Source organism: Flavobacterium aureirubrum, assembly GCF_038739835.1.
GTDB lineage: Bacteria > Bacteroidota > Bacteroidia > Flavobacteriales > Flavobacteriaceae > Flavobacterium > Flavobacterium aureirubrum.
In genome coordinates this window covers 454538-467627 of sequence record NZ_JBCGDO010000001.1, presented here as the reverse complement: position 1 = coordinate 467627, position 13090 = coordinate 454538, and the positions used below count along the sequence as shown (strand labels likewise).

Below are 13090 nucleotides of genomic sequence, written 5' to 3'. Positions count from 1 at the left end.
TTTGACCGCTACGGCAAACTACTCAAACAAATCAGTTCGACAGGACAGGGTTGGGATGGTACCTACAATGGACAATTACTACCTTCCACCGATTACTGGTTTACCGTAGATTATTTAGAACAAAACGTAGTTAAACAGTTTAAAGCCCATTTCTCATTAAAAAGATAGTTACGATGAATTTTAGAAAAGTTTATTTGTTAGGATTGCTACTTGCAACGCAGTTTTCGATATCGCAAGAAGGATTACCAGTTTATTCAGATTATTTATCTGATAATTATTACTTGTTACATCCTTCAATGGCGGGTGCAGCAAATTGTGCTAAACTAAGAATAACAGGACGACAACAATGGTTCGGACAAGAAGGTGCGCCAGCACTACAAACTGTAAGTTTACATGGAGCATTAGGTGAGAAGTCTGGTGGTGGCGTTATTGTTTTTAATGACAGAAATGGATTTCATTCGCAAACCGGTATGAAGCTAACTTATGCTCATCATTTGATGTTTTCCCGTGATAAAGTTGATTTAAACCAATTATCATTTGGTATGAGTGCAGGATTTGTTCAAAGTAATTTAGATGAAACCAGCTTCTACAATAACAATCCTGAATTAGATCCTGTAGTTGTTGGTATTGTGCAAAGTGCTAGTTATTTCAATGTCGATATCGGAGCTTCGTATAATTTTCTCGATTTTTATGTTCATGCAACGGTTAGAAACGCTTTAGCAAGCAATAGGGACTTGTATTCAAGGGGTATTGAACCAGTCAATTTAAGACGCTTCATTTTAAATTCAGGTTATACTTTTGGAGATCGAGAAAAAATATTATTTGAACCTTCTTTTATGTTTCAATTGGTTACTCAAACGCAAGAGAAAACAGTAGATTTAAATTTAAAGGCCTATAAAGAGTTAGACTTTGGGACTTTATGGGGTGGACTATCATATAGACGAAGTTTGGACGGTGCACAATTTTTAGATGGAAGAGCTATTGCAGAGCAAAAATTACAGTATTTAACGCCAATTGTAGGTGTGAATTTCAAAAATTTTGTGCTTGCATACACTTACTCGCAATTATTAGGCAATGTAAACTTTGATAATGGTGGTTTTCACCAAATCACATTAGGGATAAATTTATTCTGTAAACGAGACAAATACGAGTGTAATTGTCCTGCTATTAATTAAATTAGACAACTGTCCCGATTTATCGGGACAATTTTTTTACAAATGATAATAAAGGCTATAAGAGGGAAAATTCCACAAATTCCAGAAGATTGTTTTGTTGCTGAAAATGCTACTATCGTTGGAGATGTTGTATTAGGAAAGTCTTGTAGTATATGGTTTAATGCTGTGATTCGCGGTGATGTACATTATATAAGAATAGGAAATAAAGTAAATATTCAAGATGGAGCGATTATTCATTGTACATACCAAAAGCATCCAACAGTTATAGGAAATAATGTATCAATCGGGCATAACGCAATCGTACATGGCTGCATTGTTCACGACAATGTATTAATAGGTATGGGTGCTATAGTTATGGATAACTGTGTTATTGAAAGTAATTCCATAATTGCAGCAGGTGCAGTTTTGACGCAAAACACTGTTGTCGAGTCTGGATCGATTTATGCAGGAGTACCTGCAAAAAAAGTTAAAGATATAGATCAATCTAATTTTGCTGGAGAAATTGAACGTATATCCAATAATTATGTTATATATTCAAGTTGGTTTGAAGAATAGAATTTTAAAAATCTTTATAAACCACCTGAAATTTACTTTCTAATATATCATTTAGTACAACAGGATTTCTATTAGAGTAAAAAATCTGAGAGCTTTTTTGGGTTTCGTCATTGAAACCAATATCCATTAAAACGTTTTTAGTTTGTCTTGCCACAGCTTCTCCACTGTCAATTATTTTTATATGCTTTGGAAGAATTTTTTTTATCTGCGGTATTAAATATGGATAATGACTACATCCTAAGACTAAAAAGTCAATATTTTCTTCAATCATTGGTTGTAAATAGGAATTAAGAAGTTTTTTCATTTCTTGAGAATTAATTTTGCCATCTTCGATAAGCTGTACTAACCCGTGTCCTATCTGTTCTATTATCTTTGTACTTTGAAAACGTTCTTGTGCTTGATGAAAAAGTTCACTATTCAAAGTGCCTTGTGTAGCTAAAATTCCAATTTTTTGTGTTTGAGAATTAGTCGCAGCAGGCTTTATTGCAGGTTCAATTCCTATAAAAGGGATTGAATATTTTCTCCTTAATTCTTGTATAGCATTTGTCGTCGCCGTGTTACAAGCAACAACAATTATTTTACAATTTTCCTTGAGTAAAAATTCAGTATTCTTATAACTCAATGCAATAATTTCTTCTTTTGATTTTTGACCGTATGGCGCATTTTTACTATCAGCTAAATAAATAGTATTTTCATTTGGAAGCAATTCATAAATAGCTCTCCAAATAGATGTTCCGCCTATGCCGGAATCAAAAAAACCTATTGGATTATTATTAGTCATAAAAACAAAAGTAAAAAAAAACTGCTCAATCTTTCTGTTTTGATTGAGCAGTTGTAATTATTTATATTATGTTTTAAAAGCCTAAATCTTTTTTAACATCAGCAGTTAAATCCGGACCATCAGAAAGCAGTAAATCGGCAACATTTAATACATATTGGTATCCTTTTGCTTTTCCTACTTTTGCGATTGAAGCTTTTATTTTTTCCATCAATGGTTTTACCAAATCAGCTTCTTTTTTTTGTAATTCTTTTTGAGCATTATCTCTATAATCTGTAATGCGCTTTACTAAGTCTTGAACTTCAGTTTGTCTGGTCTGATTTACGGCATCACCTACTGTTGACGCTTCTTGGTCATATTTTTTAATTTTGTTTTGATACTCTTCAGCCATTGTCTTATATTCAGTATCATAAGTGGCACTCAATTTTTCTAATTGTTTTTGAGCATCCAACATTGCAGGCATTTTAGAAATTAGTTCATTTACATCTACATGTGCAGTTTTAGCTTGTGCATTAATGGCGTGACTTGTTCCTATAAACAATACAGCAGCTATTAGTAATGATTTTAATCTTTTCATTTTTAAAGGTATTTATTAATTAATTGTATTTATTCTGTTTTTGGTTTTTCTGTTTTAGCTTCTTTTGCTTTCTTCGCATCTTCTCTATCTTCTTGTATTTTTTTCTTTCTATCCTCTAAAGCTTTTTTTCTATCTTCTAAAAGTTTCGCTCTTGCTGCAGCTTTGTCATCTTTTGCTTTTTGAGCGGCACTCACCTCAGTGGACTTGGTGTCTATTTCAGTTTCTTTAGGAATTACGTTGTTTGTTTCTGAAGTTTTGTCATTGTCGCTGGTTGTTGTTTTACTATCTTCAGCTTTTTTGTTATCAGGAATCGTGCCATTTTTTTTTGCTTCTCTAGCTTCTACGGCCGCTTTTCTTTTATCGTCCATATCTTTTTTTCTGGCTTCTGCAGCTAATCTTCTGTCTTCCATCATTTTATCTCTAGCCAGTTTCTTATCCTCTAGTGCTTTTTTTCTTGCTGCTAATGCTGGATTTTCATCCTCAACATCTTCGAGATATTCCTTCTTTTCTTGTTCTTTTAGTTCTTTTTTCGATTTTTGTTCTCTCTTTTCTGCTCTTGTTATAGTTCGAATCACTTGTTCGCTGATATCGTGCTTTTTTGCAGCAAATAGCATTGTTAAGTCAGAAGATTTATCAAATATAAAGTCATATTTTTTTGCCTCTGCTATGTCTTGCACTGCAGTAAACACTTGGTCTTGCACTGGTTTAACAAGTACAGCTTTTTGTGTCATTAAATCTCCATTTGGACCAAATCTTTTTTGCTGAAAATCCAATAGTTCCGTCTCTTGAAATTTAATTTCTTCTTCTCGTTCTTCAATTAGTTCTTTGGTTAATAATGCTCTTTCGGTTTTTAAAGCATCTTTTAACTTTGCAATTTCAACTTTTTTCGTTTCAATATCTTGTTTCCATTTTTGTGCTTTTTGCTCAAGTTGATTCTTAGCCTCAGTATAATCAGGCACTTTTTCTAAGATATAATCCATATCAATGTAACCGATTTTGACGCCTCGAGCTGTTTGCGCTTGCAATTTTGATATAAATAGTAGAAACAGTAGTGATATTGCAAAATATTTTTTCATACAACTATGGTTTTGAAATATTTATCAAATATAATTAAAATTGTTGACCTATTATAAAATGTGTTTCCCAACCATTTGGTCTGGTGAATCCTGGAATTGGATCAAATCCTCTCGCAAAGTCAATGCCCAATAGTCCAAATGCTGGCATAAATATTCGGATACCAAACCCCGCTGAGCGTTGTAAAACAAACGGGTTGTAATTCTTAAAGGTATCGTATGAGCCACCGGCTTCTAAAAAGGTCAAAGCATATATAGATGCGGCTGCTTTCAACGTTATTGGATATCTTAACTCTAGTGAAAATTTATTGTAAATAGGATCTCCATCTACAGCTGATAATGATTGATTAGGATAACCTCTTAGCTGGATTACTTCTCTTCCATCAAGTGCAAAATTAGCTAAACCATCGCCTCCAAGAAAAAATCTTTCAAATGGAACAACACCTCTGTCTGGGTTTGCTAAACTTGTTCCTCTTGCGGGAGTATAAGCACCTAAAAATCCAAATTCACCTAAAGTTCGAAGTACAAGTTTACCGACTAATTTAGTATACCAGTCTGCTTTGAATTTTATTTTATAATATTCTAACCATTTAAATTTTTCTTGGTCAACTTTTCCTCTATCTGCAGACGCGTCTTGATACATGTATGCTTTTTCATATACATTTGTATTTGGTGCAGTTTCTTTTAGATAGTCACCAATTTCAGGTAGTTCTCCGAGTGAATTTGCAGTAACAGTAAAACCGGCATTTTCGCGAAATTTTATTTTATAGGCTTCTTGATTTTTTAGGTTTGCGTAGTCAACTCCGTTGAACAATGAATAAGGTATTGTGAATTTTGCAGATACACTAAATTCAGAACCAGATGTTGGGAAAATTGGGTTTACTCCTTTATTATTTCTGCTTAATCCCAAAGTAAATGCTAAGTTACGCGAGGAACCATCACCAAAGGTAAATAATCCAGTATTATAATTGTTTAAGTTATAAAATTGAAAACTTACCGAATTTTGGAAAACAAAAAAGTCATCTGGAACTGTCAATCTTTTGGCATATCCTATTGACAATGCAGTAATATCAAAACTTTTATTTCTATCTACGCCACCTGTATTACCAGTAAACAAAAACTGGCTACTATAAGAAAATGAAGTGGTAAATTGTATTGGTTTTTTACCACCAAGCCAAGGTTCTGAAAATGATAAACTATAGGTTCTAAAAAATTGACTGGCTTGTAATCGCAAAGATACTTTTTGTCCATCACCCATTGGTAGAGGCTTGTATGCTTCTTTATTAAATAGATTTCGAGCAGAGAAATTATTAAAGGATAATCCTAAAGTTCCTATAAATCCTCCACCGCCATAACCTCCTTGTAATTCGATTTGGCTCGAGCCTCTTTCTACAAGATTGTACTCGATATCAACAGTTCCTGCTGCAGGATCAACATTTTTAAATTTAGGGTCAATAGCTTCTGGATCAAAGAAACCTAGTTGCCCGATTTCGCGAATTGTTCTTACTAAATCTTCTTTGCTATACTTCTGACCGGGTTTGGTTCTCAACTCGCGATAAATTACTCTATCATTTGTTTTGTCATTTCCAACAACAGTTATGTTGTTAAAATAAGCAATTGGACCTTCTGTAATTCTAATTTCAAAATCTATCGTATCATTAGCTGTTTTTACTTCGACCGCATTGATATTTGAAAACAAGTAACCGTTGTTTTGATATAAGTTAGTAATGTCTTCACCATCAGGCTTAGTTTTGTCTGCTATTCTTTTTTCAAGTAAAACACCATTATAAGTATCTCCTTTTTTAATTCCAATTAATCTACTTAATAGTTGGTCAGAATAAACAGAGTTTCCTAAGAACTTGATATTTCCAAATCTATATTTACTTCCTTCTTCAACTTTTATATTAATTGCTAATTTGGATTTTTTGTCAATAGTGTAGACGGAGTCGGAAACTATTCGGGCATCGCGGTATCCTTTTTCCTTATATTTTTCTACAATTAAGTTTAAATCTTCTTTGTATTTATCTTTTATAAATTTAGACGCTTTTAAAATACGTATTGGATTGATTTTTTTAGTATTTTTCATGGCACTTCTTAGTGCTTTGTCAGTAAATTTTTCGTTGCCTTCAAAGGTGATATTCTTAATTTTAAGTTTGCTGCCTTTATCGATGTTGACTAACATCTTCACCTGATTTCCATCGGTTGTATCTGGCGTATTGGTTATGAAAACTTTAGTATTAAAGTAGCCGTCTTTTTTGTATTTGTTTTCAATATAATTTTTTGTGGTAGTAATTAAATTCTCGTTAACGATCTTACCTTTTGTTAAAGCATTTTCTTTTATCAATCCTTCTACCTTAGATTTTTTAACACCATTAAATTTAACTTCTTTCAGTTTAGGTAATTCTACAATATCCAAGTCAAGCCAAATGCTGTCGCCTTCTATTTTATTCACATAAAAATCGATGTCACTAAACAGACCAAGTTTACCTAATTTTTTTATTGCATTAGTAATTTGTTCACCAGGAACAGTAATAGTTTGTCCTCTTTCTAAACTAGAAAAAGTAACGACGGTTTGTTCGTTATAACTGATTTTGCCATTTACTTTAACATCAGCTAAAAAATATTTTTTTCCTTGGTCAAAAGGGAGTCTTTCTTGGGCTTGTAAATTAAAAATAGTTCCTAATAATAAGATGATTAGAATTATTTTTGACTTTTTTATCTGCACTGAAAATTTATTTAATTTGTTCACTTGTTTTTCCAAATCTGCGTTCTCTTTTTTGATAGCTTATAATAGCTTCGTATAAATCATTTTCATTAAAATCAGGCCAAAGGACATCGGTAAAATAAAATTCTGCGTAGGCAATTTGCCATAACAAGAAATTACTTATCCGGTGTTCACCGCTGGTTCTAATCACTAAATCTACATCAGGTAAATCATGCGTGTAAAGATGCTGATTTATAATCGATTCATCAATATTGTTTACTGAAATTATATTATTTTTAACTTTATGGCTTATAATTTTTATGGCATGTAATAATTCTTCTCTTGAGCCATAGCTTAATGCTAAGGTCAAGGTCATTCGTTTATTATCTTTGGTATTGCTTATTACGGTTAGTAGTTCTTTTTTTGCTTTATTGGGTAATAAATCTATATTGCCAATGCAGTTTAAACGAATGTCATTTTTTTGAAGTGTATCGAATTCTTTTTTGAGAGAAGATATTAAAAGATTCATCAAGGTATCAACTTCTAATTTTGGTCTGTTCCAATTTTCGGTTGAAAAAGCATAGAGTGTTAAGTTTTCAATTCCTAGTTTTGCGCAGGTTTCAACGGTTATTCTAACTGATTTTGTGCCTTTTTCATGGCCAAATGCTCTTAATAGCCCTTTTTGCTTCGCCCAACGACCGTTTCCGTCCATTATTATGGCGAGATGCTTTGGTAAGTTGTCTTTATTTATAGTATCTAGTAAGCTCATTTTATTAATTTGCGCAGTAACATGGTTTTTCAGTAAAAGTATAGGTAAGTGTAATTCCTGTAAACACATACCAATCTTTACTATTTATGTTACCAAACTGCAATGGCGCTAAATTTTGATTTTTAGGTAAGCTTCCGTCTAAATTATCAGTGAAAGTATACCTTGCTCCAACTTCAATCCCAAGAACGAAATTTTCGAAAACATTACTTTTTACACCAACAATCATGGGTATGGCAAATGTGCTCGCCGTATAATCTTTTTCTGTTTCACCATTGATAACGTATAGTTCATCATAAATGAAATAACTAATTCCGGTATAAACATAAGGCGTTATCTTTCGTTGTAAAATTTCATGCAAATTGAAATCAAAAAAATTAAATTCCATTCCAGCAGAAAACTCTTTAATGCTATTCTTAAATTGATATCCTCTGCTATTTCTTGCTAACACCTCGGAGTCTAAATCATTACCTGAAATTGTCGACTGCGTATAAGAAAATCTGTACGAATGTCTTGGGCTTTTATTCCATTTATACAAGACACCAAGTGCTATTTCGTTGGGAGAAACATAATTTGTTTTACCAACGTCTCCTATAAAATTACTTCCGCCTATAAACACACCCAATTCATTGATTTGTGCATTCATTACATTTTGGAAAATAAAACAAAAAAATAGTACTAAAATCTTTTTCATCAAATTGAAAATAGCGTGCAAATATAATAATTCTGACTTCTTAATTAGCATCAAAGATGTATTTCTGTTAAATAAATGAAGTACAGTGAATTATGATACTTGGTTGAGTTTGTAATCTAAAAAACGATTTTTTTAGAAAAGTAGTATAAAAGATAGCTGTTTTTTTCTAATTTCGTTTGTCTTCTCCCCAAAGCAACTTATTTCTTAGGGTTTTCAAGAAAGTTTCATCAGCTATTTCAACCATTTTTATTTGAAAGGGAGTTTTTTTAATTAGTAATTCGGCATTATTATTGACCGAAGTAATTCTTGAGTCTAAAGAAACTAAATATTGTTCTTCTCTTCCTGACACTTTGAGTTTGATTTCAATATCATCAGGAATAACTAAAGGTCTTGCATTAAGATTGTGTGGTGCGATAGGAGTTATAACTAGACCTTTTACATCAGGAGTTAAAATGGGGCCACCGCAGCTTAGAGAATATCCTGTGGAACCTGTTGGAGTTGAGATTATTAAGCCGTCAGCCCAATAGGAATTAAGATATTCGTTATTCAAATAAGTTTCAATGGTTATCATTGATGTGGTATCTTTTCTGCTTACTGATATTTCATTCATTGCAAAATTGATATCAATAGTGCTATCATTAGGACAACAATCTAGTGTTAAAAGTGTTCTTTCTGAAATAGTGTATTTTTTTTCTAATAAGATTTGAAGAAACAAGGCAATATTATCCTTTTGTACTTTGGCTAAAAAACCCAATCTTCCAGCGTTTACGCCCAAAATGGGGATTCCAGAGTCGCGAACAAAAGTTGCAGCTCTCAAAATAGTTCCATCTCCACCAATACTTATTAATATATCAAAGCTACTGTCTAAATCACTATGAGAGCAAAAAGTGTTATATTGTTTTTCAACAATTTTCTCTTCGTACAGTATTTTCAAAAACTTTTCTTCAATGACCATCTCAACACTATTTCTATTAAAAAAAACAAAAATATCTTTAATAATGGGTCGTGTATCGTTTTGATAATATTGTCCGAAGATGGCAACTTTCATGTGTTTCTTTTTTTCAATTTGTAAGTCCGTGTTACTAAATCTGTATTTTAAATTACATATTTAGATATTTATCCAAATATTCTGAACGTTCTTTCAAGTTATTTAAGTAATCATCTTCATGGTGCTCAGAAATAATTTCATAATTATACCTGCGAAAAGATTGGATAATGTCATTCATAGCTCCAAGCGTCATCTTTATAGTCACTTGAATTTTTTCAGTGCTAGCTTCAGAAACAAAAACACCCAATAGTTTTCCGTTATTACTCTCGACAATTTGAGCGATTTGGCTCATTGAGTAGTCTAAAATTGGTTTTTCAACAACTAAAATCCCACCTGTTTCTTTCAAAAAAGGAGTCTCATTTAAAAACTTGATGACATCAGTAATTTCATAATATCCAAGATAGCTGTTAGCATCATTAAGAATGGGGACTATAGTAGCATTATTTCTTGCAAAAATCTCTAAAACATCAAGCCAAATCATACTTTCTCTCACAAAAAAACCTTCAAGCGCGTAACGATAATCAGTGATACTTTTATCTGCATCAAAAGTTTCAGCATCAACAGCAGAAATACAACCCATGTAAATTCCTTCCTGTAAAACTGGAAAATGTGAAAAATTACAATCAGCAAAAAAATCCTGAATTTCAGCCACTTTTTCTTGGCAAGAAAAGGGTTTAAAATCATTATTGATATATTCAGAAAGATATCTCATGCAGTTTTAGTTTAAGCGATTGCAAAATAATCAAAATTTGGGAGATTAGGACTTAGTTTAACTTTGTATTTTTGCTATCAGTTTTTAATAATAACAAATACACTGTAAATCTATATGACAAAATTAAGCGTTAACATTAATAAAATAGCAACCCTCAGGAATGCACGCGGCGGAAATGTCCCCAATTTGTTACAGGTTGCTACAGATATTCAAAAATTTGGCGCACAAGGAATAACTATTCATCCACGACCAGATGAAAGGCATATTCGTTATCAAGATGCGCGCGATTTGAAAGCAGTTGTAACTACAGAATTTAATATAGAAGGTAATCCGCAGCATAATTTTATTGATTTAGTATTGGAATGTAAACCACTTCAAGTGACGTTAGTTCCTGATGCCATCGGTGCAATTACGTCTACTTCTGGATGGGATACAGTTAAAAATCAGTCGTATCTTGCGGATGTAATTCAGGAATTTCAGCGTAATGGAATTAGAACTTCAATATTCGTCGATCCGGTTTTACAGATGATAGAAGGTGCGAAAAAAGCAGGAACAGATAGAATAGAATTATATACCGAAGAATTTGCACATCAATATGATCTTGGTAATTTAGAAAGTATTACACCTTACACAGATGCGGCTATTTTAGCCAATGAATTACAAATGGGCGTAAATGCAGGTCATGATTTAAGTTTAGATAACATTAAATTTTTTAAAGATAATATTCCAAATTTGTTAGAAGTTTCGATTGGTCATGCGCTAATTTGTGAGTCGCTGTACTTAGGATTGGATAATGTCGTAAATATGTACTTGCAAAAATTAAAATAGATGTTGTATTCTAAAATAGAAGGTGAAGGTAAGCCACTCTTGATTATTCATGGTTTTCTTGGAATGTCTGACAATTGGAAATCTTTTGGTTCGCTCTATGCAAAGGAAGGTTTTCAGGTTCATATGATAGATTTGCGCAATCATGGGAGAAGTTTTCATTCTGATGAATTTAATTATCAGGTAATGGCTAATGATGTTTTAGAATATTGCAAGCATCATTATTTAAATTCAATTTCCATAATTGGGCATTCGATGGGAGGAAAAGTAGCCATGCTTTTAGCAACAACTTATCCTGCTTTAGTAGAAAAATTAATTGTAGCTGATATTGGTCCAAAATATTATGCACCGCATCATCAAGATATTTTAGCGGGTTTGAATGCTGTAGATTTTGTGTTAAAACCTGATAGAGCAGCGGTGGAAGAAATTTTATATCCTTTTATTCCTGATTTTGGCACACGACAATTTTTAATGAAAAGCCTTTATTGGAAAGAACCAGGACAGTTAGCATTTCGTTTTAATTTACCTGTTTTTAATGAAAAAATTGAAACGATTGGCGAAGCTCTTCCTGAAGGATACCATTATGATAAACCCACTTTGTTTATTCGTGGTGGAAATTCGCATTATATTTTAAAATCAGATTTGGAAGCTATAGAGAAACAGTTTCCTGAATTTACATTAGCAACAATACCAAATGTTGGTCACTGGTTACATGCCGAAAATCCGAAAGCATTTTTTCAAGAAACAAGTAACTTTTTAAAATAAAAAAAATCCCTTTTGAATTTCAAAAGGGATTTTAAATTTAGATATCTAATGTAATTAGTTTTTGATAAACTTTTTAGTAGCTCTACCAGAATCAGTATCAATATTCATAAAATAAACTCCAGAAGTTAATTCAGAAACATTTACTTCAGTTTGTGATACATTGCTGTATTTGTTTTTCACAACAATTCTTCCATTAACATCAGTAATGATAATTTCATTTAGCATAATATTATCAAAATTCGAAATCGAAACGACGTTGTTTGCTGGATTAGGGTATATGCTAAATTTACTTGAGAAAAAGTCACCATTTGATAATGGAAGGTTAGCTGATACTCTAATATTATCAAGGAACATTACATATTGGTCGTTTCCATCATTCTGAAAAGCAATTCTGAAGGATGTTCCCGCAAGATTATTGTTCAAAATTTGAGTTCGGAAATTACCAGAGCTTAACTCATTATTTACATCTATCAACAAATTTGTAAAATTTGCAACTGCATTCCCACCGGTAGGAGAAAGTAAAACTCTATAATCTTCTAGAAATTGTTCAGATCCCAAACTTGTTGCAGCCCATGTTAAAGTAATGTTTGTTGCTCCTGTAGGAACTGTAATCAATGGTGAAACAAGCCAGTCATTAGCCACTCCGATTGGCGTATACCAGGAGTTACTTGCAATAATGTTGTTAGCCATTCCTGTTGCTGCTGCTGGATATTCTAAAAATTCAGAATTTGCTCCTTGTATATCTGATAATGACAAAACGTTCCATGCATCTTGAATTAAAAATGATAAGGCTTCTCCCGCTGTTCCTTCTGGTCCAACCGGAGTTCTACCATCAACATTATAAAGTGTCCATCCTGCAACACCAGGGCCAACTCCATCCCAGTTTTCAGCAAAAATAGTTGTTTGTGCGTTTGCGCTGAATGCTCCGAGCACTAAAATAGAAAGTAAAAGTTTTTTCATAAATAAATTTTTATAAAGATTAGTAACCACAAATATAGAAATATTTTGATACTTTAGCAATTAAAATTTTTTTAACTATATAGTATGAAAACCATATTAAAAATTTTAATCACTTCACTATTGGTAATGGTAATTGCTTACTTTTTGAAGGGTGTTGTAGTGGACGAATTTACAACTGCATTATCGGTTGCTATTGTTTTAAGTTTGTTAAATTTTTTTGTTAAACCAATTATAGTTTTACTAACTATTCCAGTTACAATTTTCACTTTGGGATTATTTTTGTTATTTGTTAACGCATTGATGATTTTAGTTTGTGATCATTTTGTTGAAGGTTTTAGTGTACATTCTTTTTGGACTGCGATGCTTTTTAGTATTATATTATCTCTATCACAATCACTAGTTTATCAAATCATGGGAGACGCAAAATAGATTTTAAATTTGCGTCAAAATAAAAACTT

At 32.3% G+C, this 13090-nt stretch carries 15 protein-coding genes; 6 read left to right on the top strand and 9 right to left on the bottom strand.

Annotation, left to right across the window (positions count from 1 at the left end):
* The 3 genes from WFZ85_RS02135 to WFZ85_RS02125 all read left to right on the top strand — a co-directional run.
* On the top strand, positions 1-168 hold a 168-nt coding region (locus tag WFZ85_RS02135), incomplete at its 5' end, for a T9SS type B sorting domain-containing protein (protein ID WP_342694640.1).
* A 5-nt stretch (positions 169-173) separates the two neighbouring features.
* The gene (locus WFZ85_RS02130) at positions 174-1175 is read left to right on the top strand and encodes a PorP/SprF family type IX secretion system membrane protein (RefSeq protein WP_342694632.1); all 1002 of its coding nucleotides are present in this window, start codon (positions 174-176) and stop codon (positions 1173-1175) included.
* A 42-nt stretch (positions 1176-1217) separates the two neighbouring features.
* On the top strand, positions 1218-1730 hold the full coding sequence (locus WFZ85_RS02125; protein ID WP_342694631.1) for a gamma carbonic anhydrase family protein: 513 nt from the start codon (positions 1218-1220) through the stop codon (positions 1728-1730).
* 4 nt (positions 1731-1734) lie between these two features.
* Here WFZ85_RS02125 and murI read toward each other — a convergent pair whose 3' ends face one another.
* The 8 genes from murI to WFZ85_RS02085 all read right to left on the bottom strand — a co-directional run bounded on the left by murI (position 1735) and on the right by WFZ85_RS02085 (position 10082).
* Positions 1735-2511 (bottom strand): glutamate racemase, encoded by a 777-nt coding sequence (gene murI / locus WFZ85_RS02120; protein ID WP_342694630.1) that lies wholly within the window; start codon positions 2509-2511, stop codon positions 1735-1737.
* A gap of 73 nt (positions 2512-2584) precedes the next feature.
* Positions 2585-3085 (bottom strand): OmpH/Skp family outer membrane protein, encoded by a 501-nt coding sequence (locus tag WFZ85_RS02115; RefSeq protein WP_342694629.1) that lies wholly within the window; start codon positions 3083-3085, stop codon positions 2585-2587.
* A 29-nt stretch (positions 3086-3114) separates the two neighbouring features.
* Entirely contained in the window at positions 3115-4161 is a 1047-nt protein-coding gene (locus WFZ85_RS02110) for an OmpH/Skp family outer membrane protein (RefSeq protein ID WP_342694628.1), read from the bottom strand.
* A gap of 34 nt (positions 4162-4195) precedes the next feature.
* On the bottom strand, positions 4196-6883 hold the full coding sequence (locus tag WFZ85_RS02105) for a BamA/OMP85 family outer membrane protein (protein ID WP_342694627.1): 2688 nt from the start codon (positions 6881-6883) through the stop codon (positions 4196-4198).
* A 7-nt stretch (positions 6884-6890) separates the two neighbouring features.
* Positions 6891-7631, bottom strand: a complete 741-nt coding sequence (locus tag WFZ85_RS02100; RefSeq protein ID WP_342694626.1) for an isoprenyl transferase — start codon at positions 7629-7631, stop codon at positions 6891-6893.
* A gap of 4 nt (positions 7632-7635) precedes the next feature.
* Positions 7636-8322, bottom strand: a complete 687-nt coding sequence (porG, locus tag WFZ85_RS02095; protein WP_413789722.1) for a type IX secretion system protein PorG — start codon at positions 8320-8322, stop codon at positions 7636-7638.
* A 166-nt stretch (positions 8323-8488) separates the two neighbouring features.
* Positions 8489-9370, bottom strand: a complete 882-nt coding sequence (locus tag WFZ85_RS02090) for an NAD kinase (protein ID WP_342694624.1) — start codon at positions 9368-9370, stop codon at positions 8489-8491.
* Positions 9371-9422: 52 nt separating this feature from the next.
* On the bottom strand, positions 9423-10082 hold the full coding sequence (locus WFZ85_RS02085; protein ID WP_342694623.1) for a CBS domain-containing protein: 660 nt from the start codon (positions 10080-10082) through the stop codon (positions 9423-9425).
* Between the two features lie 114 nt (positions 10083-10196).
* Between WFZ85_RS02085 and WFZ85_RS02080 the strand changes: the two genes are divergently transcribed.
* Entirely contained in the window at positions 10197-10910 is a 714-nt protein-coding gene (locus WFZ85_RS02080; protein WP_342694622.1) for a pyridoxine 5'-phosphate synthase, read from the top strand.
* Positions 10911-11672, top strand: coding sequence for an alpha/beta fold hydrolase (locus WFZ85_RS02075; RefSeq protein WP_342694621.1), 762 nt, complete (start codon positions 10911-10913; stop codon positions 11670-11672).
* Positions 11673-11726: 54 nt separating this feature from the next.
* Here the strand turns inward: WFZ85_RS02075 and WFZ85_RS02070 are convergent, their stop codons facing one another.
* Positions 11727-12632 (bottom strand): T9SS-dependent choice-of-anchor J family protein, encoded by a 906-nt coding sequence (locus tag WFZ85_RS02070; RefSeq protein WP_342694620.1) that lies wholly within the window; start codon positions 12630-12632, stop codon positions 11727-11729.
* Between the two features lie 84 nt (positions 12633-12716).
* Here WFZ85_RS02070 and WFZ85_RS02065 point away from each other — a divergent pair, with 84 nt between their 5' ends.
* On the top strand, positions 12717-13061 hold the full coding sequence (locus WFZ85_RS02065; RefSeq protein ID WP_342694619.1) for a phage holin family protein: 345 nt from the start codon (positions 12717-12719) through the stop codon (positions 13059-13061).
* Positions 13062-13090 lie beyond the last annotated feature (29 nt).

Excerpts from the sequence above, each read along its gene's own strand:
- WFZ85_RS02130 (WP_342694632.1), top strand. The coding sequence starts at position 174 with ATGAATTTTAGAAAAGTTTATTTGTTAGGATTGCTACTTGCAACGCAG.
- WFZ85_RS02125 (WP_342694631.1), top strand. The coding sequence starts at position 1,218 with ATGATAATAAAGGCTATAAGAGGGAAAATTCCACAAATTCCAGAAGAT.
- murI (WP_342694630.1), bottom strand. The coding sequence starts at position 2,511 with ATGACTAATAATAATCCAATAGGTTTTTTTGATTCCGGCATAGGCGGA.
- WFZ85_RS02115 (WP_342694629.1), bottom strand. The coding sequence starts at position 3,085 with ATGAAAAGATTAAAATCATTACTAATAGCTGCTGTATTGTTTATAGGA.
- WFZ85_RS02110 (WP_342694628.1), bottom strand. The coding sequence starts at position 4,161 with ATGAAAAAATATTTTGCAATATCACTACTGTTTCTACTATTTATATCA.
- WFZ85_RS02100 (WP_342694626.1), bottom strand. The coding sequence starts at position 7,631 with ATGAGCTTACTAGATACTATAAATAAAGACAACTTACCAAAGCATCTC.
- porG (WP_413789722.1), bottom strand. The coding sequence starts at position 8,322 with ATGAAAAAGATTTTAGTACTATTTTTTTGTTTTATTTTCCAAAATGTA.
- WFZ85_RS02090 (WP_342694624.1), bottom strand. The coding sequence starts at position 9,370 with ATGAAAGTTGCCATCTTCGGACAATATTATCAAAACGATACACGACCC.
- WFZ85_RS02085 (WP_342694623.1), bottom strand. The coding sequence starts at position 10,082 with ATGAGATATCTTTCTGAATATATCAATAATGATTTTAAACCCTTTTCT.
- WFZ85_RS02080 (WP_342694622.1), top strand. The coding sequence starts at position 10,197 with ATGACAAAATTAAGCGTTAACATTAATAAAATAGCAACCCTCAGGAAT.
- WFZ85_RS02075 (WP_342694621.1), top strand. The coding sequence starts at position 10,911 with ATGTTGTATTCTAAAATAGAAGGTGAAGGTAAGCCACTCTTGATTATT.
- WFZ85_RS02070 (WP_342694620.1), bottom strand. The coding sequence starts at position 12,632 with ATGAAAAAACTTTTACTTTCTATTTTAGTGCTCGGAGCATTCAGCGCA.
- WFZ85_RS02065 (WP_342694619.1), top strand. The coding sequence starts at position 12,717 with ATGAAAACCATATTAAAAATTTTAATCACTTCACTATTGGTAATGGTA.